The sequence below is a fragment of the Bacillus sp. FSL R7-0646 genome, assembly GCF_037969865.1.
Lineage (GTDB): Bacteria > Bacillota > Bacilli > Bacillales > Bacillaceae > Bacillus > Bacillus licheniformis.
Genome location: NZ_CP150217.1, coordinates 225067 through 248497, shown reverse-complemented (window position 1 = coordinate 248497; position 23431 = coordinate 225067). Strand labels below are relative to the sequence as shown.

25 protein-coding genes are annotated in these 23431 nt (G+C 46.6%); 16 read left to right on the top strand and 9 right to left on the bottom strand.

Annotated elements, in window-relative coordinates; genetic code table 11:
* Window positions 1-14 precede the first annotated feature (14 nt).
* From MKY62_RS01395 to MKY62_RS01375, 5 genes are all read left to right on the top strand, one after another.
* A complete protein-coding gene (locus MKY62_RS01395) occupies window positions 15-998 on the top strand; it encodes a glutaminase (RefSeq protein ID WP_003178571.1) in 984 nt (327 codons plus the stop codon).
* A 24-nt stretch (window positions 999-1022) separates the two neighbouring features.
* Window positions 1023-2453: an alanine/glycine:cation symporter family protein gene (locus tag MKY62_RS01390; protein ID WP_003178569.1), complete on the top strand. Its 1431-nt coding sequence runs from the start codon at window positions 1023-1025 to the stop codon at window positions 2451-2453.
* A gap of 144 nt (window positions 2454-2597) precedes the next feature.
* On the top strand, window positions 2598-2993 hold the full coding sequence (locus MKY62_RS01385) for a DUF2809 domain-containing protein (RefSeq protein WP_003178567.1): 396 nt from the start codon (window positions 2598-2600) through the stop codon (window positions 2991-2993).
* 523 nt (window positions 2994-3516) lie between these two features.
* The gene (locus MKY62_RS01380; protein ID WP_003178564.1) at window positions 3517-4227 is read left to right on the top strand and encodes a carbonic anhydrase; all 711 of its coding nucleotides are present in this window, start codon (window positions 3517-3519) and stop codon (window positions 4225-4227) included.
* Entirely contained in the window at window positions 4215-4937 is a 723-nt protein-coding gene (locus MKY62_RS01375; protein ID WP_003178560.1) for a DUF421 domain-containing protein, read from the top strand. The genes MKY62_RS01380 and MKY62_RS01375 overlap by 13 nt, the downstream gene beginning before the upstream one ends.
* A gap of 42 nt (window positions 4938-4979) precedes the next feature.
* Here the strand turns inward: MKY62_RS01375 and MKY62_RS01370 are convergent, their stop codons facing one another.
* The 3 genes from MKY62_RS01370 to chbG form a co-directional block, all read right to left on the bottom strand.
* The gene (locus MKY62_RS01370; RefSeq protein ID WP_003178558.1) at window positions 4980-5756 is read right to left on the bottom strand and encodes a MerR family transcriptional regulator; all 777 of its coding nucleotides are present in this window, start codon (window positions 5754-5756) and stop codon (window positions 4980-4982) included.
* Between the two features lie 121 nt (window positions 5757-5877).
* Window positions 5878-7251: a PTS transporter subunit EIIC gene (locus tag MKY62_RS01365; protein ID WP_003178556.1), complete on the bottom strand. Its 1374-nt coding sequence runs from the start codon at window positions 7249-7251 to the stop codon at window positions 5878-5880.
* Between the two features lie 13 nt (window positions 7252-7264).
* Window positions 7265-8005: a chitin disaccharide deacetylase gene (chbG, locus tag MKY62_RS01360; RefSeq protein ID WP_009330293.1), complete on the bottom strand. Its 741-nt coding sequence runs from the start codon at window positions 8003-8005 to the stop codon at window positions 7265-7267.
* Between the two features lie 209 nt (window positions 8006-8214).
* On the opposite strand from chbG, the gene mmuM reads away from it, so the two are divergent.
* The 3 genes from mmuM to MKY62_RS01345 are packed head-to-tail and all read left to right on the top strand — an operon-like array spanning window position 8215 to window position 11023.
* Window positions 8215-9162: a homocysteine S-methyltransferase gene (gene mmuM / locus MKY62_RS01355; protein WP_003178553.1), complete on the top strand. Its 948-nt coding sequence runs from the start codon at window positions 8215-8217 to the stop codon at window positions 9160-9162.
* A complete protein-coding gene (gene mmuP / locus MKY62_RS01350; RefSeq protein ID WP_003178551.1) occupies window positions 9162-10616 on the top strand; it encodes an S-methylmethionine permease in 1455 nt (484 codons plus the stop codon). Before mmuM ends, mmuP begins: the two co-directional genes overlap by 1 nt.
* A 26-nt stretch (window positions 10617-10642) precedes the next feature.
* Window positions 10643-11023: a DUF2512 family protein gene (locus MKY62_RS01345; protein WP_003178548.1), complete on the top strand. Its 381-nt coding sequence runs from the start codon at window positions 10643-10645 to the stop codon at window positions 11021-11023.
* A 36-nt stretch (window positions 11024-11059) separates the two neighbouring features.
* On the opposite strand, the gene MKY62_RS01340 is transcribed toward MKY62_RS01345, so the two are convergent.
* Complete coding sequence (locus MKY62_RS01340) at window positions 11060-11947, bottom strand: hypothetical protein (protein ID WP_003178546.1); 888 nt, start codon at window positions 11945-11947, stop codon at window positions 11060-11062.
* Window positions 11948-12271: 324 nt separating this feature from the next.
* Here MKY62_RS01340 and MKY62_RS01335 point away from each other — a divergent pair, with 324 nt between their 5' ends.
* Window positions 12272-13036, top strand: coding sequence for a sulfotransferase family 2 domain-containing protein (locus MKY62_RS01335; protein WP_003178544.1), 765 nt, complete (start codon window positions 12272-12274; stop codon window positions 13034-13036).
* A gap of 154 nt (window positions 13037-13190) precedes the next feature.
* Window positions 13191-13958, top strand: a complete 768-nt coding sequence (locus MKY62_RS01330) for a SurA N-terminal domain-containing protein (RefSeq protein WP_011197500.1) — start codon at window positions 13191-13193, stop codon at window positions 13956-13958.
* Between the two features lie 38 nt (window positions 13959-13996).
* On the opposite strand, the gene MKY62_RS01325 is transcribed toward MKY62_RS01330, so the two are convergent.
* The 3 genes from MKY62_RS01325 to MKY62_RS01315 form a co-directional block, all read right to left on the bottom strand.
* Window positions 13997-15061, bottom strand: a complete 1065-nt coding sequence (locus MKY62_RS01325; protein WP_003178540.1) for a substrate-binding domain-containing protein — start codon at window positions 15059-15061, stop codon at window positions 13997-13999.
* A gap of 25 nt (window positions 15062-15086) precedes the next feature.
* Window positions 15087-16793 carry a HAMP domain-containing methyl-accepting chemotaxis protein gene (locus MKY62_RS01320; RefSeq protein ID WP_003178537.1) on the bottom strand — a complete coding sequence of 569 codons (1707 nt, stop codon included), beginning with the start codon at window positions 16791-16793 and terminating at the stop codon, window positions 15087-15089.
* A 172-nt stretch (window positions 16794-16965) separates the two neighbouring features.
* Window positions 16966-18021 (bottom strand): iron-containing alcohol dehydrogenase family protein, encoded by a 1056-nt coding sequence (locus MKY62_RS01315; protein ID WP_003178535.1) that lies wholly within the window; start codon window positions 18019-18021, stop codon window positions 16966-16968.
* Between the two features lie 138 nt (window positions 18022-18159).
* Between MKY62_RS01315 and MKY62_RS01310 the strand changes: the two genes are divergently transcribed.
* Entirely contained in the window at window positions 18160-18777 is a 618-nt protein-coding gene (locus MKY62_RS01310; RefSeq protein ID WP_009330298.1) for a helix-turn-helix transcriptional regulator, read from the top strand.
* 134 nt (window positions 18778-18911) lie between these two features.
* On the opposite strand, the gene MKY62_RS01305 is transcribed toward MKY62_RS01310, so the two are convergent.
* Both MKY62_RS01305 and MKY62_RS01300 read right to left on the bottom strand, forming a co-directional pair.
* Window positions 18912-19379, bottom strand: coding sequence for a helix-turn-helix domain-containing protein (locus tag MKY62_RS01305; RefSeq protein ID WP_003178531.1), 468 nt, complete (start codon window positions 19377-19379; stop codon window positions 18912-18914).
* 61 nt (window positions 19380-19440) lie between these two features.
* A complete protein-coding gene (locus MKY62_RS01300) occupies window positions 19441-19854 on the bottom strand; it encodes a hypothetical protein (protein WP_003178529.1) in 414 nt (137 codons plus the stop codon).
* A gap of 115 nt (window positions 19855-19969) precedes the next feature.
* Here MKY62_RS01300 and MKY62_RS01295 point away from each other — a divergent pair, with 115 nt between their 5' ends.
* From MKY62_RS01295 to MKY62_RS01275, 5 genes are all read left to right on the top strand, one after another.
* Entirely contained in the window at window positions 19970-20806 is an 837-nt protein-coding gene (locus MKY62_RS01295) for an AraC family transcriptional regulator (RefSeq protein WP_003178527.1), read from the top strand.
* Window positions 20803-21711 carry a DMT family transporter gene (locus MKY62_RS01290; protein ID WP_003178525.1) on the top strand — a complete coding sequence of 303 codons (909 nt, stop codon included), beginning with the start codon at window positions 20803-20805 and terminating at the stop codon, window positions 21709-21711. Before MKY62_RS01295 ends, MKY62_RS01290 begins: the two co-directional genes overlap by 4 nt.
* On the top strand, window positions 21708-22127 hold the full coding sequence (locus tag MKY62_RS01285; RefSeq protein WP_003178523.1) for a DUF2000 domain-containing protein: 420 nt from the start codon (window positions 21708-21710) through the stop codon (window positions 22125-22127). Before MKY62_RS01290 ends, MKY62_RS01285 begins: the two co-directional genes overlap by 4 nt.
* 313 nt (window positions 22128-22440) lie before the next feature.
* A complete protein-coding gene (locus tag MKY62_RS01280; RefSeq protein ID WP_003178521.1) occupies window positions 22441-22908 on the top strand; it encodes a hypothetical protein in 468 nt (155 codons plus the stop codon).
* Between the two features lie 36 nt (window positions 22909-22944).
* Entirely contained in the window at window positions 22945-23391 is a 447-nt protein-coding gene (locus MKY62_RS01275) for a hypothetical protein (RefSeq protein WP_003178519.1), read from the top strand.
* Window positions 23392-23431: the final 40 nt, after the last annotated feature.

Sequence of the window (23431 nt, the reverse complement as noted above, 5' to 3'; positions counted from 1 at the left end):
TTGGAGGAATTTCGATGAATGAAGTATTGGAAGAACGCTATGACGCCCGCTTCTGGCAATCCCGCCTTGAAGATTTGGTCGAACATTACCGTCCTTTTTCCTCAAGCGGACGCAACGCCGAATACATTCCCGCTTTAGGAAAAATCGACTCTAACCAGCTCGGCATCTGTGTGATCGGCTCTGATCAAACGATGATCAAAGCAGGAAATTCGGACGTATCATTCACACTCCAGAGCATCTCGAAGGTGATCAGCTTTATCGCAGCGTGTTTGACGAAAGGGATTTCTTACGTATTAGACCGTGTTGATGTAGAACCGACGGGAGACGCGTTCAATTCAATCATCCGCCTTGAAATGCACAAGCCGGGAAAGCCGTTTAACCCGATGATCAACGCCGGAGCGCTGACCGTTTCGTCGATCCTTCCCGGTGAATCGGCACTGGGAAAAATGGAGTCGCTTCATGACGTCATTGAAAAAATGATTGGAAAACGGCTTGAGATCAATGAGGAAGTCTTTCGGTCAGAGTGGCAGACCGCCCATCGGAACAGAGCATTGGCCCATTATTTAAAGGAAACCGGCTTCCTCGAAGCAGACGTTGAAGAAACGCTTGAAGTCTATCTGAAACAATGCTCTATGGAAGGAAGCACTGAAGACATCGCCTTGATCGGCATGATTCTTGCAAATGACGGATACCATCCTTTCCGCCGTGAACATGTCATTCCGAAGGATGTCGCGCGGCTGACAAAAGCTTTAATGCTGACGTGCGGAATGTATAATGCATCAGGAAAATTCGCGGCCTTTGTCGGCATTCCGGCAAAAAGCGGCGTCTCCGGCGGAATCATGTGCGCGGTGCCCGCCAGCGTGAAAAGAGAACAGCCTTTTCAGCACGGATGCGGCATCGGCATCTATGGTCCGGCGATTGACGATTACGGAAACAGCATGACGGGCGGAATGCTTTTAAAACATATAGCCCGTGAATGGGATCTCAGTATTTTTTAAAATTACAAAAAAAGAGGTGAAAGCATGCAGCAATTCCTTCAAGAAGTCATTGGTGTCACAAATGATTTTCTTTGGTCAAAACTATTGATTATTATGCTTCTTGCTTCGGGACTGTTTTTTACTTTTAAATCTAAGTTCTTTCAAGTTCGCTTGCTGAAAGACATGTTCCGTGTTTTAAAGGAAGGAACGCCCGACAAAAACGGAATTTCGCCTTTTCAGGCTTTTTGCATCAGCATGGCCGCGAGAGTAGGAACAGGAAATATTACGGGGATTGCGATCGCCATTGCCTTGGGCGGACCCGGCGCTATCTTTTGGATGTGGATCATCGCCATCATCGGTTCGGCGTCAAGCTTTGTCGAAAGCACGCTGGCGCAAATTTATAAAATAAAGGATAAAGACGGCTTCCGCGGCGGCCCTGCTTACTATATGGAAAAGGGCTTGAAAAAACGCTGGATGGGCGCGGTTTTTGCCGTCTTGATCACATTGTCCTTCGGGATCGTGTTTAACGCGGTCCAGTCCAATACAATAACGGTCGCTTTTGAAAACTCGTTCGGGACAGACCGTCTCACACTGGGAATTATCATCACGATTGTTTTCGGCATCATTACATTCGGGGGAATCAAACGGATCGCCAAGCTGTCCGAATATATCGTCGTATGCCTGGCCGTCTTATATATCGGCGTCGCCGTTTTCGTCATGCTGATGAATATTACGAAACTGCCGGACGTCATCTCTTTGATTATCGGTCATGCGTTTGGCCTTGAACAAGCGGCGGGCGGAGCCATCGGCGCGGCCCTGATGAACGGGATCAAACGCGGCCTCTTCTCGAATGAAGCCGGGATGGGCAGCGCGCCGAATGCCGCAGCCGCAGCCACTACGAGCCACCCTGTCAAACAGGGCCTTGTCCAGGCTTTAGGAGTCTTTACGAGCACTTTGGTGATTTGTTCAAGCACGGCTTTTATCATTTTGTTTTCCGATGCGTATAAAGAGCCGGGGCTTAGCGGAATCGAGTTGACGCAAGCGTCGCTCAGCACGCACATCGGAACATGGGCCTCAGGCTTTCTCGCCATTATGGTGTTCCTGTTTTCTTTCAGCACCTTGATCGGAAACTACTACTACGGCGAGACGAATATCGAATTCCTGCACACGAACAAAGCATGGCTCTTCATTTACCGGATCTGTGTGCTTGCGATGGTCATCTTCGGATCGGTATCAAAAGTCCAGCTTGTGTGGGACCTCGCCGATTTGTTCATGGGCCTGATGGTCATCGTCAACCTGATTGCGATTTTCCTGCTGTCAAAAGTGGCATTTGCCGCCTTGAAAGACTATGTGAAACAGCGCAAAGCGGGCAAAGACCCGGTCTTTTATAAAGATGTCATTAAAAACCATGAAGGCATCGAATGCTGGGAGCACTCCGGCACCGAACAAAAATCCGAAAGAAAAAATGCGATATAACACGAAAAGCCGCCGGGTACGGCGGCTTTTTCACGTTCATTTTAAAACCGCTTCACGCCAAAAGGTATAAAACATTTTTCCTCTCGTATCCGTCATGTCTCCGAAGATTTACTTAACCTGCTTTGGCAGAAACGGGGTTCAGCCATGAATATGAAAAGAAGCCGGATAGGCCCGCTTGCGCTGACATTCGCAGCAATGGCGGCGGGGCTTGCTTCAAGAAAGACGGCCGATATGCTGCCGGACATCGTGAATGTATATTTAGGGGATGCGCTGTGGCTGATGATTTTCTTCGGCGCAGGCTTTCTGTTCAAAAACGCGAAGACGGCTTCCGCGGCGCTGATCGCGCTGGTGTTTTGTTTTTTGATCGAATGCAGCCAGCTGTATCACGCTCCATGGATTGACAATATCAGAGCCGCTCCGCTCGGAGGGCTCATTCTCGGTTATGGATTTTTGTGGAGCGATTTATTGGCTTATGTGCTCGGCGTTTCCGCAGGCGCCGAGGGCGAAATGCTGTTCCGCAAACGAAAAAGACAGCCGTAACGCCGTCTTTTTGGGGAATATTTACACACTTTGATTTTGAGTCTTTTTACGGTTTAAAACAAACATAGCAAGTCCGATAATAAGAAAGATGGGTCCAATGAGTAAAGCACGATACAGACCGGCATTTCCTGTATTCGGCAGCGGGTTGCCTCCTGTTTTTTCGACATGTCCAGTGTCTCTATCCTTTTTGGCAGGAGGAGTTGCGGTATTTGTCTCTTCCTTATGATTCTCTACCGCATGCTTTACGATTTGCCCATCTTTTTTAGCTTCAAATTCGAATCTCTCCTCATTTAAAATAGATCCTCAGGGCAATCGTTTCCGTGTGTTTGTTAAAACGGGCGATCCCGTTTTCATCGGTTTTCCCAAAATTCCCGCACCAATTGATTAGTGAAACATACTCCATTGCTTTATTAGCCGTTGTCTCCTCCATATCCTCTTTTTTGGTTTCAGACCGCCGCCGCGCTTTTATTAAATAATATTCCCGTTTTTTAGGCAGACTACCTGAATAAAGGAGGCAGGTCATATGAAATTAAGCAGCAAACTCATCCTTGGATTAACGGTTTCATCACTCGCCGGCAAGTTTCTTGAAAAGTTGCTGATTCAAGATAATGTCAGCCCCAATATCACGGCGTCATTTAATCAAGAAGCAGATATTCCGGACATTGATGCGTCCTCTTACATCCATCATTTCGCCTCGGTCATCGGCAGTGTGGTCATCGGGCGCAACGTTTTCATCGGGCCTTTCTCTTCGATCAGAGGAGACGTGGGATTAAAAATCTTCATCAGCCATGACTGCAATATCCAGGACGGAGTTGTCTTGCACGGATTGAAAAACTATGAATACAACAGCCCTGTTACTGAACATTCCGTTTTTAAGGATCGTGAATCGTATTCCATTTACATAGGCGAGAAAGTGTCACTCGCCCCGCAATGTCAAATTTACGGCCCCGTTCGAATTGACAAAAATGTTTTTGTCGGGATGCAAAGCCTTGTTTTTGATGCCTATATCCAGGAGGATACGGTGATCGAACCGGGAGCAAAAATAATCGGTGTTACAATCCCCCCAAAACGATTTGTCTCGGCGGGTCGTGTGATTTCAAACCAGGAAGATGCCAACCGGCTGCCAGAAATAACCGATTCCTATCCATATCATGATCTCAACTCCAAAATGACATCCGTCAACCTTGAATTGGCAAAAGGCTACAAAAAGGAAGAAAGACAATGGAAACTGTGAAAGAAATTTTGGTTGTCTACGGGCGAATCATTACCATCCTTCCGCTTTTATTGGTTGTCACATTGTTCATGGGAAAACGCTCAATCGGAGAATTGCCTGTGTTTGATTTTTTAATCATTATTACATTGGGTGCCGTTGTCGGAGCGGACATAGCCGATCCGAAGATTGAACATTTGCATACCGCCGCTGCGGTGGCTGCGATTGCCCTATTGCAAAGACTCGCTTCAAATCTCATGATCAAATACCGAACGCTGGGACGTCTAATTACATTTGAACCGACCATCGTCATCAAAAACGGAACGTTTATCGTCGGCAATCTGAAACGAATCAAATATTCAGTGGATAATATTCTGCAAATGCTTCGGGAAAAAGACGTTTTCAATGTCAGCGACGTAGAAATGGCGTTTGTAGAGGCGAACGGAAATTTAACGGTATACAAAAAGCCAAATAAAATGGAAATCACAGCTGAAGATATGGGAATTCAAAAAAGCAGCGGCGAATTTTCATATCCGGTCATCGTTGACGGAAAAGTGTACACGTCTGTCCTTCAGCAATTGAATGTAACAGAAAGCTGGCTCAAAAACCAGCTGAAGAAGAAAGGGCTTGAACGAATGGATGAAATCTTTTTCGCTTCGGTTAATCAAAACCATGAACTGCATGTTTCGCTCGATAATCAAACGACGAAAATTGAGCCGGAGCTTTTGCATTAAAAAGCTCCGGCGTGTTTTAAATTCCGCCGGAACTGCCTTTTTTCATCCGCCGCTTTCGGGACAGAAATCGTTGTGAATCATATAATATTCGAACACCCGCTGCAGCCACTCTTCTTCTTCTTTTGTAAATGGTGAAGGAAATTTCTCTGCCAGCTGCCGCGATTCTATTGTCTCCATCTGTCCTAAAGCCGACAGCACGCCCTCTCCGACAAACTCCAAACTCGTCTTCATATACCGGTCTGCCATGTCCTGCACCTCGGGGTCATCAACCGGTTTTCCCATGAGCCGCTTGGCTTCCTTAGATAAACGAACATACTCTTGATCCAATTTGGCCATCTCTTCCTCTGATTTGCCGAATACATCATCGGCAAAACTTTTAGACACCTGCTGTTCAAGCCATTCGCGCTGCTCCTTCTCCGTCTGGATGCTGTTCAGCAGGCTCATGAAAACAGAACTGTCGATTTCCTCTTCCTCTTCCAGAAGACCGATCGTCCTGTCGATCGCTTTCAGCCCTGTTTCAATATGCTCCTTCCTCTCCTCCAGCACCCTTTTCTGCTCCTGCAGCGCCTCAATCAGACCAGCATCGAAGCATGCATCCTTCATGAAAGCGCGAATTTGTTCAAGGCTGTACCCCAGAAACTTAAAACATATGATCTTCTGCAAATCTTTCGCATCTCTGTCTGTGTAGAGACGGCGGCCGGTTCCCGTCTCTTTTTCAGGTTTCAACAGGCCGATTTCATCGTAATAATGGAGCGTCCGAATGGATGTCCCTGTCATTTCTGAGAAAACACCGATTGAATAATACTCATCTTTTTTCATAAGAGTCACCTCCAACTGACGATTCATATCCATCATAAAGCCTCACGCTGCTGGAGGTGCAAGCTTATTTGTTCAAAAATCGTACGATGCTGCGCAGATTCCTCAAAAGCAACTTCAGTTTTTAATCCGGAGCAGATTCGTCGATCAAGTTCTGCAAGTCTTTTTTTACAGTCCCCGCATCCGTTCCAATCACAATTTGAATATGATGCCGGTCAATTATGATCACACCGTGCGCCCCCAATCGCTTTAATTGGGCTTCATCCGCCAATGACGTGTCTTTTAATTTCAGTCGCAAACGGGTAATACAGTTTTCACAAGTGACGACATTCTCACGGCCGCCGATATACTTGAGAATACCTGCCGCCATAGACTGCTGCAGCCGGTCTCCTTCAGGTGTTTCCTGCTCCCTTCCGATCACCGGAACGTTTCGCTTTATAATCACAAAGTAAAACGTAACATAATAGAGCGCGAAAAAAGCAACGCCCACCAGTATGATCAATAATCCGCCGTCTGACAAATTAAGATTCAGCAAATAATCGATGGCGCCCGCTCCCCATGAGAAGCCGTGACGAATCCCCAGCAAACAGAGCACCGCTCCGGCAAGTCCCGTATAGACCGAGTGAAGAAAATACAATAAAGGCGAAGAAAATAAAAACGTGAATTCAACCGGTTCCGTAATCCCGGTGATCAGCGATGTGGCTGCTCCGGAAGACATGAGTGCTTTCGTTTCTTTTTTTCTCGTTCTGGCTGCATGCGCTATTGCCAAAGCGATCGCCGGAATGCCGAACATCATCGTGATAAAAAACCCGCCGAGAAAGTAGCCGGCTGTCGGGTCTCCATTCAAAAACCGTGCAATTTCCCCTGTCACCGCTTCTCCGGATGCCGTCTCATAGCGTCCAAGCCCAAAATATATATACGTATTCATGACATGGTGAAGTCCGAACGGAAGCAAAAACCGGTTCAGAAATCCGAACACAAAAACACCGAAAGCGCCAAGACCAACAAGCGACTGGCTAAAAGCGTCGATCGCCGCCTCTGCGTAAGGCCAGACGACCGAAAAAAACCCTGCCACCGGAATCGTCACCAATACGATCATTGTAATCGGAAACTTCTCTCCGCCAAAAAAAGAAAACATGCTTGGCAGTCTTGCATGTTGAAATTGATTATAAATGAAAGCCGCCATCAGGCCGGCGAGCACCCCGCCGAAGACGCTCATATCAAGGTCCGGATTCAAGATGCCGATCCCCTCTTTTAACACGGTTATCGCCAAATATCCTGTCAGCGCAGGAATCCCTTTATCTTTTGAACGGGCAAAGCCCATGGCGATGCCGATCGCGATCAGGACATCCATATTGTTCAAAATCACGCCTGACGCTTGAAAAAGAGGTATATCCAGCATATCCTCCGCAGAAAGCCGCAGCAGCAGCCCGGCGATCGGAAGAACGGTAATCGGAATCAGCAAAGACTTTCCAAGCAGCTGAAGTATATGTTTCATTCCGGCATTCTCCTTATGTCAAATTCCTAAATGATACAAGCTGGACATCCGCAAGCTTGTTCAAGCGGATGACAACGTCCGGATCGGTTAAAAACTCAAGTTCATCGACTCTTGGATAAGTATATGAAGAGTTCGTCAAAAGCTCCTTATCGAGGTATGCCGGGTGGGCCATGACCTCCACGGTATTATGTTTTTCAAACAGTTCAGAGACGGCTTCTTCACCCTTTAAGGCCGCTTCAAGGACAGGTGAGAAAGAGTCTGTCGTTTTCACTCCTTTTTCCGTTATTATGGCGCTCTCCATATTACGTCTGACAGGCAGGCGATACTCCTTGGCGAGCGACAAAAATACGTCAGAGATGCCCGGATAAGCATTGATGTGATGGTGGCTGTCCAAATGATCGGGTTCCAAGCCCATGTTGATGCATGTTTCAATCTGCGTTTTCCACTCGCGGTATAATTCATCGGCATCTATTGTAAAAGCACCTTGATAAAATGCGAGATTGCGAAAACTTCCCTTTGAATCGACAATCGTCCGGTGGTCAGACAAAAGCGGCCTTCCGCAGGTCAGCACCAAATGTACGCCGATCCCAAGTCCGGGCGATTCGCGAGCCAGCCGGGCCGCGTGACCAGCGCCCGGCATATTCGTCATAAAGGTCGCTGATGTTAAAATTCCGAGCTTATAGGCATCAATAATTCCGTAGTTCACACCTCTTGAATATCCAAAATCATCAGCATTGATAATCAGTTTTTTCATCGATCCGATACCCCTTATCTGTTTTTTTAAAAAAGTATGCGGCGGCATACGGTTTTACCCTAAATAGAAAACGACAAAAGTGACTGGTGAAAACTGATGATTGGTAGATTGACAAAAACCTCCCGAGTCTTTTAAACTATTTTTCATATATTTTAAAAAACTCTAAAAAAGGAGGCCGGGGTCTCGAACGACAGAGCCTCAACAATGAGATGACAAATCCGATCCGAACTTCTTTACAACAATTTCCTGTCATTATACTTGACGGCGCGATGGCCACCGAGCTTGAACGGTACGGCTGTGATTTGAACGATAGCCTGTGGTCTGCGAAAATTCTCATCGAAAACCCCGAGCTTATCAAACAAGTCCATCTGGATTATTTCCGTGCGGGCGCCGATTGCGCGATTACAGCCAGCTATCAGTCGACGGTTGAGGGTTTCACAAAACGCGGCCTTAGCGAACAAGAAGCGCTCCACCTCATCCGGGAGTCTGTCCGTCTTGCTGCAGAAGCACGCGATGAATTCTGGGCGGCTCCGGAAAACCGCGAAGGCCGGCCTAAACCGTTTGTAGCAGCTTCAGTAGGCCCTTACGGCGCCTTTTTAGCGGATGGTTCCGAATATCGGGGAAATTATGGCGTCACAGAAGATGAATTGGCCGATTTTCACAGGCGGAGAATGGGCGCTTTAATCGAAGCAGGCGCCGATATTTTGGCATGTGAGACAATACCGTGCCTTTCAGAAGCAAAAGCTATCGTTCATTTATTAAAAGAGTTCCCGGATACACATGCGTGGATCAGTTTCAGCGCTAAAGACGGACGCCATATCAGCGATGGTACGAAAGCCGGCGAATGCGCGAAGTGGCTCGATCAGCATGACCAGGTTGCGGCAGTAGGAGTAAACTGTACGCGGCTGGAGCATGTCTCTTCGCTCATCGGCGGCATCAAAAAGCATACAGCTAAACCGATTATCGTCTATCCAAATTCCGGTGAACAGTATGACCCGGAAACGAAAACATGGCATGGCGCGGCATGTAAAACTTCTTTCGGAGAAAGCGCCCGCAGCTGGTATAACCAAGGGGCACAGCTGATCGGCGGCTGCTGCAGAACAACGCCTGAGGACATCAAAGCCGTCGCCGCCTGGGCGAGAAAGCTGGAGGTATAATGGAACAGTCAAACACCAATCGCCAGAACTTTCAAAGAAAAATGCAAACGAGACACCTTATCATGCTTTCCTTAGGAGGCGTTATCGGCACGGGCCTTTTCTTAAGTTCCGGTTATACGATCTCACAGGCTGGTCCTGCCGGAACGATTCTAGCCTACTTGGCCGGGGCTCTGATCGTCTACCTTGTCATGCTCTGCCTCGGCGAATTATCGGTCGCCATGCCTGTCACCGGATCGTTTCATATGTACGCCTCCAGATTCATCGGGCCGGGCACCGGATTCACCGTCGCCTGGCTATACTGGCTGACCTGGGCTGTCGCGCTCGGTTCGGAATTTACCGCTGCCGGGTTATTAATGCAGCGCTGGTTCCCCGATACTTCAGTCTGGATGTGGAGCGCGGTATTCGCTGCACTGATTTTCGCGCTCAATGCTGTCTCAGTGAGATTTTTCGCCGAATCCGAATTTTGGTTTTCAAGCATTAAAGTGCTTGCCATTATATTGTTTATTATATTAGGAGGAGCGGCGATATTCGGCATCATCCCGATACAAAATGCAGACGCTGCACCGCTTCTTTCAAACTTTGCAGGAGAAGGCGGTCTCTTTCCAAACGGCTTCCTTCCAATTTTTATGGCGATGCTCTCCGTGAATTTTGCGTTTTCGGGTACGGAGCTGATCGGAATTGCCGCCGGAGAAAGCGCCGAACCGGAAAAGAACATTCCAAAAGCGATCAAGACAACACTCTGGAGACTGGTGCTTTTCTTCATCGGAACGATTTTCGTGCTTTCGTGCCTCATTCCGGTTAAAGAAGCCGGTGTGATCAAAAGCCCATTTGTCGTCGTCTTTGACCGCATCGGTGTTCCATATGCGGCCGACATCATGAACTTTGTAATTCTGACGGCTCTGCTTTCCGCGGCCAACTCAGGCTTGTATGCATGCTCCCGGATGCTCTGGTCACTGTCAAAAGAAAAAACTTTGCACCCCGTATTTCAAAAGCTGACTTCACGGGGAATCCCGTTGAACGCGCTGATCTTCAGCATGCTCGGCGGCATTCTGTCGCTGCTCTCCAGCGTGTTTGCGCCTGATTCCGTCTACATCGTTCTTGTGTCGATTTCAGGGTTTGCCGTTGTTGCTGTCTGGATGAGCATTGCGGCTTCGCAGTTCATGTTCCGCAGACGCTTTTTGGCTGAGGGAAACACCGCAGACGACTTAAAATACCGGACACCGCTTTATCCGGCCGTACCGATTGCCGCTTTTCTGCTATGCCTGGCATCCTGCATTGGCATTGCCTTTGATCCGAACCAAAGGATCGCCCTTTTTTGCGGTGTGCCGTTTATGGCGTTATGCTATACCATCTATTATGCAACAAACCGAAAAAATAGCTGGAATCCGTCTGAGCCCGTTAAGAATGCAAGTTTGCATGTTTCATTTTCTGAATACGAGGAAAAGAAAAACTAAAATCCCGTATAAAGGAGCGAATGGTTATGGAACATGTGAAAGCCCTTGCCATCAAAGGCATCATGACGATTGTGATTCTGTACCTTGTTCTAGGGCTCGGGTTTAGTTTTAGTTTTGAAAACACCCTATTCATCACGATTGTTCTTGGCGCAGTATCCTATTTGCTGGGTGATTTGTTTATTCTGCCGAAAACCAACAACATCACGGCCACTTTAGCCGATTTAGGCGTCGCTTTTCTTGTCGTTTGGCTGATGGCTCTTGCGATGGGAACGGCTGCCAACACCGCTGCATTGGCCGCGTTTTTTGCAGCTGTCGCTATGGCGATCGGTGAATACATTTTCCATTTTTACTTGATGAATAAAGGCCTTGGCTCGCCCAACCGCAGAATGGAAACGAGAACGGAATAACAATAAAAAAAGAACGTCCAGTTGGCTGGACGTTTCTTAATTTTGGATAGAGATTTTCCCAATACGGCCGCACTCTTCTGCAAACCAGTTCGAATGGGCTGATCCGGCCGCTATCCCGTGCGGTTCAGAATCTGCCGTCGGGATTGGATATTCCGTAATATCCCCGTCGACTGTAATGCGGCCGATTTGACCCGCGCCCCATTCCGTAAACCACAGTGCTCCGTCACCGCCTGCGGCAATCGCGTGCGGGCGTGCATGCGCTGTCGGAAGCTGGTATTCGCTGATCTTTCCTGAGACCGTTATTCTCCCAATTTGATTTGCGTTTATTTCTGTAAACCATAAAGCCCCGTCCGGGCCGGCAGTGATCCCGACCGGGCCGGATTGTTCTTGGGGCAGCGGATACTCGCTGATGTCTCCATCTGCCGTTATTCGCCCGATGGAGCCGCTTTGGTTTTGTGTAAACCAGAGCGCGCCGTCTGCTCCCCTTGTAATAAATGACGGGAAGGCTCCTGGTTTGGGCAGTTTGTATTCTGTTATTTCGCCTGAAGAGGACAGCCTGCCGATTTGATGTCCGGCCATATCTGTATACCACATGGCGTCGTCACAGCCTGCAGCGATTCCAAACGGGGCAGCACCCGGTGGAAGAGCATACTCGGTTATTTTCCCTTGAGGCGTGATTTTGCCGATTTTCCCCGCTTTATACTCTGTAAACCAAAGCTCGCCGTCAATCCCGGACGTAATAATCGAGGCGCCTGCGCTCTCCGTCGGAATCGTATATTCGGTGATATCCCCGGACTCTGTGAGCATACCAATCCGGTTCCCCTTTTGTTCAGTAAACCAAATGCGCCCGTTTGCACATACTGTGATCCCGTACGGCCCCGATTCGGGGTCGGGAACCTGATATTCAGTCATGCGAATCTGCATGGATACCCTCCCTTCCTTTTTCCTGCAAGCTATTTTGCCCCAGGCATCTCTCATTTTTATGTTACCTCAGGGGGAGCATGCAGTGAAACAAAAAATTCCATCAATATGAATTGTACAGGCTCACTCTAGTATCATAAAATGGTTTTAAAATATAACTTAATTTTCTATATGTGGTTCAATAAGGATTTAATTGCCGGTCTTATCATTTTAAAATATTTTTATATTATCGCCCTATCAATTCATTGCCGGCGGCATATTTTGTGTATAAAGGCAGCCGCTGTCTCAAGCGCGCCCAAAACCAAGTAAGAAGTGGATGTGTTCTGTATGTTTGAAGATGAGAGACTGAATCGCTTGATTTACCTTTATACCCCTCTTTATGCTGAGGATTTTCCGATCATTCTGTTCTGGATTCCAAAAAGCGGCTGCACGACGCTGAATCGCTGGTTCTTTTTCCAAAACGGTCTGCTTGAAGATGTCAATCGAAGATGCGCCGGAGAAGTTCACCACTACAGAAATTCGATCTATACGCAGAAGCCGAATTATGTGAAGGATCTTCTGACGGATTTAAGAGAGGGTAAAAAGGACACTTACAAGGTTGTACGCAACCCTTTTCGGAGAGCAGTCAGTTCCTTTCTGGCAGCGATTTGCTCCCCGAATTTTATTTGTCTGTTCAACAGTGATATAAACACAGGGCTTTCTTTCACGCAATTTTTGCATCATCTAAAAGATCTCGGGACGGATATCAATGCCATTGACCGACACCTTGGTCCCCAGTATATCGAAGGAGAAGAAGAGTTTGTCACCAATTATATTTACCTCGAGCAATTCAGCGCACAAATCAGAGAGATTGAAAACAAATACAAATTATTGAAATCTCCGTTATCACAGCTGTCACAATCACCGCACCATCTGTCAGACATTATGATTAAAAAAGGGAAGTTTGCTGACACCGTTTTGACTATGTCAACCTTCGACTGGGCGTTTCCGACTTTTGAGAGCTTTTACAATGACGAAACAAAAGAATTGGTGCACGACATTTTTGCGAAGGACTTTGAAGTGTACGGCTTTGATTCGAAGCATATCAAGTAAACCGGAACTCGGTCATCACATTACGATCTCCTTTCAATTCGATTACATTTTGGAAAATTGATTCCAAATGGTTTCTTTTTCAGAGACGATCGTTTAGAATGCCCACTAAAGGTCATTTTAAGATTCACTTCTGTTTGAAGAAAGGAGATATATCATGAAAAAAAGCATATCATCTCTCATGATCGGATTATTGGCTGTCGTGTTGGGCGCCTGCTCTTCAAATCATGATGATCAGCAATCCCAGGCCAGCGATCAAGCGAAAACCGCACAAAGCGGGCAGCAGGATCAGGAAAAGCAAATAAAAGCAATGCAGAAAAAGCTTGATCAGCAAAAGGTTGATGACACAAAAACAGTGGCTGTCGTAAACGATGAAAAGATCACAGGCAAGGACTATAACAGCGTATTATCAACCGCTCAAATGCAATATCAGCAAACAGGACAGGACCCGACTTCTAAAGATGCGGCGCAGCAAATCAAAAAGCAGGCGATCGACAGCCTGATCGGACAGGCTTTAATTACGCAGGAAGCGGACAAAAAAGGCTACAAAGCATCTGAGAAAGAAATTGAAAAACAGCTGGACGAAAGCAAAAAGCAGTATAAAAACGAGCAAGATTTTGAGGAAGCGGTCAAAAAAGCAGGCTTAAACATGAACACGCTGAAAAGCGACATTGCCGACAGCATCAAAACAGAGAAATATATTGACAAAGAACTGCCGACAGATCAGGTTACAGACAAAGAAATCAAAGACTATTATGATCAATTTGCCGCACAGCAAAAAGACAGCGGACAGAAAAACACACCTGCGTTTGACGATGTCAAACAGCAAATCCAAGATATGCTCAAACAGCAAAAAAGACAGGAAAAACTCGGACAGCAGGTCGAAAAGCTTAAGAAAAGCGCCGATGTGAAAGTGGAAATTTAACAAAGTCAGCCATCCTGTAGCGGATGGCTGACTTCGTTTTATTTATTAATATCTTTTTTGGACAGATGGCCGTCTTTGATCACAGTCTCATTGATATTGCCTTTCGTAACGGCATACGGCTCAAGTAAAATCGCCGGTACTTTGGCTTTGCCGTTTTCGACGGTTGTATCGGTTTGAATCGCTTCGCCTTTCGCCGCTTGAACAGCCATTTCAGCGCTTTTTTTGGCAAGCGCGGGAATCGGTTTGTAAACGGTCATCGTCTGCGTACCGTTCACAATTCGTCGGACGCCTTGAATTTCCGCGTCCTGTCCGGACACCGGAATTTTCCCGGCCAGGCCCGCCTCCTGAAGCGCCTCGATCACCCCGCCAGCCGTACCGTCATTGGCGGCGATCACGGCGTCGATATCTCTCGTCTTGTTCAATGCTTTTTTCATGTTCTTTTTCGCTTCTTCTGGCAGCCAGTCTTTCGTATATTCGTCAAGCACGAGCTTGACTTTGCCCTGCCGCTTCAACGGTTCGAGCACTTTCATGGCGCCGTTCCGGAATAAGACCGCATTGTTGTCAAGAGACGATCCGCCGATATATACGAAGTTTCCTTTCTTCGCTTTTTTTACAATCGCTTCCGCCTGCAGTTCCCCGACCTTTTCGTTATCAAATGAAACGTAATAATCAACATCCGCGTTTCGAATCAGCCGGTCATACGAAATCACTTTTACACCGGCGCTGTGCGCCTTTTTCACGATCTCCGCCGCGGCATCCGCATCTGCCGGTACAACAACAAGCACGTCGACGCCTTCGCTGATCAAGAGCTCGGCCTGCTGAATCTGAACTTCTTTATTTCCGTTAGCGGCAAGCGTCTTGACTTCCCCCCCGAGGTTTTTAACTTCTTTCTCGAACGCTTCTTTATCTTTGTACCAGCGTTCTTCCTTCAGCGTATCGATGGCAAAACCGACGTACAATTTGTCGGAGTCGGCAATCAGCTTTACTTTTTCTTCACGGTTGGCGCTTTTTTCAGCAGAATTGAATGAGCACCCGGCAACAGCTGTGAGGAGACTGAACAGCGCAAGTGCCAACAGCCCTCTTTTCACATATATCGACAACATTAAAACCCCCCATTCTGTATCGGCATCAGAGCTTAAACCGTTTGATCATCACATTCATCCGTTCAACCATCTCTCCCAGAAGCCTTGCGCTTTCGTCCATCTTTTCAATCGAGCCGCTTTGCTCATGTACGGACGCTGAAATTTCTTCAGAACCGGCCGCGCTTTCTTCGGAAATCGCCGCGATATGCTCGACCGAGCCGTTAATCTCCTCGCTTGAACGTCTGAAATGCGATAATGCCTCCGAAATGTCCGATACACGGCCAGCCATATCCGTCACTTTATTTTTAATCTCTGAAAAGTATCGGCCGGAAGTCTCAATCTGGTTTTTTCCTTTATGAACTTCTGAAAAACCGGTTTTTAAATCACCGGCCATGGAAGATGTTTCGGTTTGAATCGCCGTGACGATTTCGGTGATGCTGCCGACAGAGCTTTTCACTTCTTCAGCCAGTCTTTTCACCTCGCCGGCTACAACGGCAAACCCTTTTCCGGCGTCGCCGGCCCTTGCCGCTTCTATGGACGCGTTTAATGCGAGCAAATTCGTTTGTTCGGCCATACCTGTTATCATTTCGACAAGCTTGTGGATTGACTGTGTCTGTTCCTCCAGCACACTGACTTTTTCTACGGATGCTTCCATTACATGATTGATGACATTCATTTGCTCCAATGATTGAGCCATCTGTTTGTCGCCGTCGACAGACACGTGAAGCACTTCTTTTGAAAACCGGGCCAGCGTTTCGCCGCTTTCATGAGCGTGCTGAATTTGCCCGGTGAGCTCCTGTGTCTGCTCGGAAATATTAGCTGCTTCATTTGCCTGATTCGTGGCCCCGTTTGCCAATTCTTCAACGGTGACAGCGATCTGTTCGCTTCCTTCTCTGACATCAGCCGAGACGCTCGTAAACGTAAGACATTGCTTGTCGACTTCGGCTGCGATCCCTGATACTTCGACGATCATCTCACGCAGGCTTCCGCCCATATGATTCACCGCTTGCGAAAGCTGGCCGATTTCATCTTTTCCTTTGTAATCAAGGGCTTCAAAGTTCAAATGACCCTTTGCAATTTCTTCGCTTGCTGCCACAACACGCTTCAGACTTTTCTTGATCTGCCGGCTGACAATGATCAGGAGTCCCGCCGACACAATCGCCGAAATCAGAATTGAGACGCCTAAAATATAAATGGTTTTCGTCATATTGGATTGGGCTTGTCCAATTGACTCAACATTGGTTTTGACAGCGTTTTCTTTCAAGCTTTCGCCTAACGTCATCGTCTCCTCTTTGAGCTTGTTCGCTTTTTTCTGAAGGGTTAAAAATTTCTCGGTGTTGATTTGCTGCACGTTGGGAACAATTTCGCTGAAAAAGTACTCATCCAGTGAATGATTGTTTTCAATGATTTGATCGAACATGTCAAGCTGCTCATCCGAATGAAGCTCTTTTTTCAGCTTTTTGGCCGTATCGGCAAATTCCTGGCTGTACTTCATATAATCGGTCAGCTTTTCATCCTGGGCGTTTATGATGTACTCCGGAATGTGCAAATATTTATTTTGATATAGGGACATCAGCTTTGCCGACTGAACGGCCGTTTCATTTTTCGATTTCGTATCCTGAACCGTCTGGCTCGTATCTTTTAACAGACCATATGTAATCAAAACGGATGTTAAAAACGCTGTTAACATCACAAAGAAAATAATGCCGTATTTGCCGCCGATTGTGATATTGTTCCATCTTGGGCTTTTCACATTGCTCCCCCTTCTTCCAAACAAAGTAGTTTTTATTTATATCGGCGGCAGCTGATACTTTTTTACAAAAATATAGTGATAAAGACCTTGTTTACAAGAGTGGTTTTTTTCTCAAGAAGTCGCTAAAAATAAAATACGCCTTTGAATAGTTCAAAGGCGTATAAAACCGGGTTTATTCAAGCGACTCTATCGCCGCAATCACATCCGCTTCATGAAAAGATCCCATCAAACATAAAGATTCATCCGGACGCGCGGCATGGGCGGCGATGATCCGTTTGGCCGCTTCAATATTTTCTAAAATGCCCAAATCGCTAAGTCTTCTCGGAAAACCGAGCCCTTCATAAAAGGGAATCAGTTCGGCTATTTCATCTGTCCGCCCTTCTAAAGCAAGCTGCACCAGTATCCCGTAGGCTACCTTTTGGCCGTGCAGCACACGATGGGTTTCGGGGATGAACGTCAAGCCGTTGTGAATGGCATGGGCCCCGGCCATTCTGCCGTAGCGGCCCGCATATCCGCCTACTGTGCCTGCCAGCGCAATGACCGCTTCGAGGACATTTGTGAAAGCTGGGGAGGATTCGCCTTTTTCAAGGCTCTCTATGGCTTTCAGGCTTTCTGTCAACAAAATATCCCGAATATAGACAGACTGCCTCAGCCCTGTCTGAACCATGATAGAAAGCGAATCGGCCGTATTTCTGATGATCGCTTCTGCCTCATACCATTTCGCAAGCGTATCGCCGATTCCGCTTTTCACATAAGCGACCGGTGAAGAGAGAAGCAGCAGCGGATCGACCAGTGTCAAATAGCTGGAGCGCTTCTGATATTGGACGCCCGAAAAGTTACCTTCATCGTCATAGATGACGCTTAACGGCGTGCTTGCCGCACATGTTCCCGGGATCGTCGGAATCGTCATGACTTCAATGTTCAGCAAATCGGCGGCTGCCTTCGCTGTATCTAAGACGGTTCCCCCGCCTATTCCTATGATGACGTCTGCTGATTCTGCTTCCTCTGCTGCTTTTTTAATCTTATTTAGGGAACTGCAGCCCGTATGCTGAACGACTTTCCAATCGGCTGGAGGCGTCGTATAACGTGTAAAAGCTTTAAACGATTTAACCCCTGAAATGATGACAGGACGTTCGAATGCATTCGCAAATGACGGCAGTTCTTTCACGATCCCCTCTCTGCAAACGTATTGGTTTGGACCGCTTCTGACAATATCTTCAGGCTGCATATTTCCCCACTCCTTCTATTCTTTTCTAATATTTATCATCTCACTTTCTAACAAGATGTCAAACGATATCACAAACCGCTCAGCAAGGGGCAGTGCTTGGGATACACCTCACACTGCCTGAGGAAAAGTGGACAGCCGGTGTTTACAGAAAAGGATCAGAGCCTGCTCGCTTCTCTTGCACCGCTTATCGGCCGGCATCTTCAGCAATTCAGACACCATCTGCCAAAAAAAGACGTGTTTCACATGAAACATGTCGGAGGCATTCTGATTTTGTCGGAAGACCTGCAGCTCTTGTCATGCAATCGAGCGGCCCTCCATTGGCTGAACATCTTGCGCGGCTGGGAAAGCATCGGCAGCGAAGCCGTGCCGAGACCCGTCCGAGCCGTCTGCACGCGCGCAGCGGCTGAAACTACAGCTCCGGCAAAAACGGTCATCTCGATTCCAGGCCATTCCTGCCTATCCATTAAAGCGAGCCGTTTAGACGGATTTGGACCGTCAGGCCAGATCGCCGTTTCATTTGAGCCTGCTTCACCCGCAGAAACCATTCCGCTGATAGCGGAAGCCTACAGCCTGTCCGACCGGGAAAAAGACATCGCTTACCGGGTCATCCGCGGACTATCAACAAAAGCCATCGGAGACGAATTGCATATATCGGCTTACACTGTTCAAGACCACTTGAAATCGTTTTTTTTGAAGACGGGCGCAGGAAACCGGAGGGAGCTGATGTGGAAGCTGCTTGATGATGTGCTGGAGTGAGAATAAGGCGGGCGAAAACTGTTCTCACGTCCGATTCCCCAGATGAGACACGCAGTGTTATTCCCCGTGTCTTGTCTTGCGGGGATCAAGACCAGCCAATTCAGAGGATTTTGATGCCTCTGCTATCTTTTTCATCATTCCACCCCGTCCTGCTCATTTAACAGCTCGTCCAAACGCGCAACTGCATCCTGCTTTTCAAACGTGCTGAACCATAGGTCGTCATACGAATCCAAGATGCGGTAATGGTGAGAAATCAAGTTTTGCTGAAGGCGAAACTCTCCTTTTTTCTCAATGTCCCGCCACCACACCTTTCCGCCAAGCGTCTTCCCTTTTGGTCTGTCGATGCTTCGGTGAGCAACAGTCTCCACCACCTCAAGGGGCTCATCCCCGAGGACGGCCTGCAGCACTTCACTGTTCCGAAAAAGCGCGCATACCGCGACAACATGCGCCCAGCCCGCAGCCGACCTGCCCTTTTCGATTTGCACGAGCGTTTTCTTCGACATCCCGAGCACGTTCGCCATTTTCTCCTGCGTATAGCCGCTTTCCGCCCGGATTAATCTTAATTTGGATGAGATCAGTTCGGTTATGTATTCTTTATCCATGGAGAACCTCCATTGTAACTTTTAGTGTAATTTTACACCAAAAGTTACAATGGTTCAATCTTTATAACCCGTTTTTTTCTGTCAGTTTAATCCTCTCCTTATGATATCCACCATTCTGGTTCCTTTCCACGACAGCTTCAAATTGCTCACTTTTTTCTGGGGCATCACCTAACCAGACAACATTGACTATATCAGAATGTGTTCCGCCTTCCTCTTGCTCATCCTTTTCGTAATCAACCGTCTCTCTTCCATTCACAAAAAACACGACTCTCTTTAACTCCGCATCTTCACTCGTTTTCTTCGAAACATAGCCATTCCAATATTGATCTCCCCTTTCTTTAGAATACGAGAGCTCCCATTCCCCGTCTGAAGTCAGTTCGCTCAGTTTGCTATGTTCAAAAAACAGACAGTAAATCGTGATTCCGATGCCCAGCATCATCGTGAAGGCAATTGATGCAATCCATTTCTTTTTCACTTTCAGTACCTCTTTTTTTCTTCCATTGTATCCTTTTTTTCATTAAGCAACATCATACAAGAAATCTCCCATAAACATGATAAACTTAAACATCATCACACCAAGGAGGCCCGCCATGCGAAATGAAACCCGCACGCTTTTCCTCGACCCTGATCTAAATGTTGAAGCCTACCGCTTTAAAGGCATTATCCAGAAGTTTCCGAATCACTTCCACGAGTATTTTGTGATTGGTTTTATTGAGAAGGGGCAGCGCTATTTGCTTTGCAAGGGAGAAGAATACATCATTAATCAAGGCGATCTCGTGCTTTTCAATCCTTATGACACGCACAGTTGCGAGCAGATTGACGGAAAGGCGCTCGATTACCGCTGCATTAACGTGATGCCTGATGTTATGAGAGGATTTGTGAAGGAGATCACTGGGGCCGACAGCCTCCCATATTTCACGGAGAATGTCTTGTTCCGCCATGAGCTGAACGCCAGCTTGAAGGAGCTACACATTCAAATATTGCAAAAAGAAAAAGCCTTGAAAAAAGAGGAGCTTTTTCTCAACCTTCTCGAAGAGCTGATTCGTACGTATTCTGATGTCACGTTTCTTGAAAATGCACCTGAACCGTCCGACGAAGTCAAAGCGGTGTGCAGTTATTTGGAATCCCATTACCAGGAAAACATTACGCTTGAACATTTAAGCAGGCTGACAGGCTGGAGCAAGTATCACCTCCTGCGGTCGTTTACGAAGCAGAAAGGAATTTCCCCCTACAGCTACTTGGAAACCGTTCGTATCAATCATGCGAAGAAGCTGTTGGAAGAAGGCGTAAAACCAATCGATGCGGCTTTCCAAACAGGCTTCAGTGATCAGAGCCATATGACGAAATTTTTCAAGCGGCAGGTCGGGCTGACGCCGAAACAATATATGAAAATTTTTGAATATGACAGGCAGGAGATCAAAGGATGAAGACAAGACGCGAAACCGCCGGACACCTCGCAGCTGTGATCACGATCATCATCTGGGGTACTACTTTTGTCTCAACAAAGGTGCTGCTCGAGGATTTCCCGCCCGTAGATATATTGTTTTACCGTTTTCTCATCGGGTTGATTGTGCTGATCATGGTGCATCCGCATGTGCTGACTTTCCGGAGCTGGAGGCAAGAAGCGCTGTTTGCGGGAGCAGGTTTATGCGGAGTGAGGCTTTACTTTCTGTTGGAAAACATCGCGCTTACTCTTACCTACGCCTCAAACGCCGGCATGATCGTCGCGGTTATTCCGATGATCACCGCGGTATTGGCGCATTTTCTCCTTTCGGGCGAAAAGCTGGAGCCCCGCTTTTTCATTGGGTTCGCCGCCGCTTTCACTGGACTTGCGCTCATTTTCTTTAATGGACAAATGATGCTTAAATTGAATCCGCTCGGCGACATTCTCGCTGCTGCCTCCGCATTCGTCTGGGCGGCATATGCGATTTTGATGAAAAAAATCAGCACATTCGGTTACCATACAATCCAATGCACACAGCGGATCTTTCTGTACGGTTTGCTATTCATGGTTCCCGCTCTGTTCCTGTTTGATTTCCGCTTCGACGCAAGCCCTTTTTCCTCCCCCGTCAATTGGTTGAACATCCTATTCTTAGGCGCGGGCGCATCTGCGCTTTGCTTTGTGACATGGAACTGGTCGGTCGGTGTGCTTGGAGCGGTAAAAACGAGCGCTTATATCTATATGGTGCCCGTCATCACTATTGCGGCATCCGTTATCATTCTGCAAGAAAAACTGACATGGGTTGCTTTTTGCGGAGGAGCGCTCACATTGGCCGGCCTTTATATTTCTGAAACAAAACCAAAACCGCAGCTGAAGGAGGAACAAATTTGAGGGAAGAGACAAAATGCGCACTGATCATCGATGAAAGCCTGCCGCTCGGGCTAATCGCCAATACAGCTGCCATCCTGGGGGCGGCCCTCGGCAAAAACAAACCCGATCTGATTGGAGAAACTGTAACAGACGGCTCGGGAATCGACCATTTAGGTATCGTCAAAATCCCAATCCCCATTTTAAAAGGCAATGCCGAGCTGCTTCATCAATTAAGTCAAAAGCTGCTGACCGACGAATTCAACGATATTCTGACGGTTGATTTTACCGATGTAGCGCAAAGCATTCATACATATGAAGCATATATTGAGGCATTTCAAAGCACCGCAGCTTCCGATTACCGCTATTTTGGAATCGGCATTTGCGGGGATAAGAAAAAAGTTGCGCGGCTGACAGGAAGCTTGGGGCTGTTGAGATAAACAAGATACGGAAATTGACTTCGCTTCATTTAGTGAAGGAGTCAATTTCCGTATTTTTTTATGTCATATGTTTGAGATCTATTAGTGAAAGCATAATGAAAGAAAAGAAGAACAATCGGGGATGCAGCTGTTGTAATAGCGTGCTGAAATCGCTATTGGCACGGCGTTGTCTGCTGTGTTATTTGCAATATTTGGCGAACTAATATCTCATTAATTTCCTTATTTAATGAAAACTGCATAAATACATAATATAATATATTTATGCAGTTTTTCTAATCTTTAATATATATCAAGTATCGTGGAGGCATTAACATTGAACACAGACAAACAAGTATTCATTGAAACGCAGAAAACAGCCAAAACCCTTAAAACTTACCGCGATAAGAGCGACGAAGAGCTATTAGCCTTTCTCGCTAAACAAGATTCACTGACCTTAAATCAGCTGAAAGTCTATTACTCAGATCCTTCATTTGCGCTTCATTATTTCATCAGTGCAGCATTTTTCAGTATAATATTGGCTTCGTTCATAACTGCAATTCTTTCTGGTCAAGCAGATTCGATATTCCCTTTCATTTCCGGCATCTCCATTATAATATTAGCTGTCATATTTACGGGGTGTTTATTCTGGGTGCTTAAACAGCTTGTCATCCTGAAAAAAAAGCCGATTCAATTCATTACACACTTTTCCAAGAAAGCCGAGTTTGCACGTATCGTAAAAATGATTGATTATGTTTTACAACAAAAATACAAAAAGGCATTAAAAAATATACCGAACCAATAAAATCTCATGTTTTTTATGAATAGGAGTGACAATCCAATGAGAAACGAAAAACAATTATTTCAAAAAGCTGAACATACAGCCAAACTTCTTGAGTCTCACAAAAGTGACGAAGAGCTGCTTACATACCTTGCAAATCAAGAATCTGTTACATTAAATCAGCTAAAAATCTATTTTTCAAATCCAAGTTTTACATTAACGTATTTGATTAAAGGGATTTTTTTTAGCAGTATGACTGCTGTCATTATGGCGGCCTTTTTATCTGGTCAGATCTCCTCCCTCAACCATGGTCTTTCAAGGCTATTTTCATTCTTCTTCATGTTCTATCTGATCTTCTCTTTTCTTTGGATCGTCAAGATGCTGATCTCCTCGCGAAAAGGACCGATGCAAACAATCCTGCACTTCCAAAAAAGAGCGGAATATTCCAGAATCACGGGTATGATTGATTTCATTTTAGATGAACGCTTTAAAAAGGAATTCAATTAGAAAGCAGAGGAACATTCCCCTCTGCTTTGATTCTCTATCA

Excerpts from the sequence above, each read along its gene's own strand:
- MKY62_RS01395 (WP_003178571.1), top strand. The coding sequence starts at position 15 with ATGAATGAAGTATTGGAAGAACGCTATGACGCCCGCTTCTGGCAATCC.
- MKY62_RS01390 (WP_003178569.1), top strand. The coding sequence starts at position 1,023 with ATGCAGCAATTCCTTCAAGAAGTCATTGGTGTCACAAATGATTTTCTT.
- MKY62_RS01385 (WP_003178567.1), top strand. The coding sequence starts at position 2,598 with ATGAATATGAAAAGAAGCCGGATAGGCCCGCTTGCGCTGACATTCGCA.
- MKY62_RS01380 (WP_003178564.1), top strand. The coding sequence starts at position 3,517 with ATGAAATTAAGCAGCAAACTCATCCTTGGATTAACGGTTTCATCACTC.
- MKY62_RS01375 (WP_003178560.1), top strand. The coding sequence starts at position 4,215 with ATGGAAACTGTGAAAGAAATTTTGGTTGTCTACGGGCGAATCATTACC.
- MKY62_RS01370 (WP_003178558.1), bottom strand. The coding sequence starts at position 5,756 with ATGAAAAAAGATGAGTATTATTCAATCGGTGTTTTCTCAGAAATGACA.
- MKY62_RS01365 (WP_003178556.1), bottom strand. The coding sequence starts at position 7,251 with ATGAAACATATACTTCAGCTGCTTGGAAAGTCTTTGCTGATTCCGATT.
- chbG (WP_009330293.1), bottom strand. The coding sequence starts at position 8,005 with ATGAAAAAACTGATTATCAATGCTGATGATTTTGGATATTCAAGAGGT.
- mmuM (WP_003178553.1), top strand. The coding sequence starts at position 8,215 with ATGACAAATCCGATCCGAACTTCTTTACAACAATTTCCTGTCATTATA.
- mmuP (WP_003178551.1), top strand. The coding sequence starts at position 9,162 with ATGGAACAGTCAAACACCAATCGCCAGAACTTTCAAAGAAAAATGCAA.
- MKY62_RS01345 (WP_003178548.1), top strand. The coding sequence starts at position 10,643 with ATGGAACATGTGAAAGCCCTTGCCATCAAAGGCATCATGACGATTGTG.
- MKY62_RS01340 (WP_003178546.1), bottom strand. The coding sequence starts at position 11,947 with ATGCAGATTCGCATGACTGAATATCAGGTTCCCGACCCCGAATCGGGG.
- MKY62_RS01335 (WP_003178544.1), top strand. The coding sequence starts at position 12,272 with ATGTTTGAAGATGAGAGACTGAATCGCTTGATTTACCTTTATACCCCT.
- MKY62_RS01330 (WP_011197500.1), top strand. The coding sequence starts at position 13,191 with ATGAAAAAAAGCATATCATCTCTCATGATCGGATTATTGGCTGTCGTG.
- MKY62_RS01325 (WP_003178540.1), bottom strand. The coding sequence starts at position 15,061 with ATGTTGTCGATATATGTGAAAAGAGGGCTGTTGGCACTTGCGCTGTTC.
- MKY62_RS01315 (WP_003178535.1), bottom strand. The coding sequence starts at position 18,021 with ATGCAGCCTGAAGATATTGTCAGAAGCGGTCCAAACCAATACGTTTGC.
- MKY62_RS01305 (WP_003178531.1), bottom strand. The coding sequence starts at position 19,379 with ATGGATAAAGAATACATAACCGAACTGATCTCATCCAAATTAAGATTA.
- MKY62_RS01295 (WP_003178527.1), top strand. The coding sequence starts at position 19,970 with ATGCGAAATGAAACCCGCACGCTTTTCCTCGACCCTGATCTAAATGTT.
- MKY62_RS01290 (WP_003178525.1), top strand. The coding sequence starts at position 20,803 with ATGAAGACAAGACGCGAAACCGCCGGACACCTCGCAGCTGTGATCACG.
- MKY62_RS01275 (WP_003178519.1), top strand. The coding sequence starts at position 22,945 with ATGAGAAACGAAAAACAATTATTTCAAAAAGCTGAACATACAGCCAAA.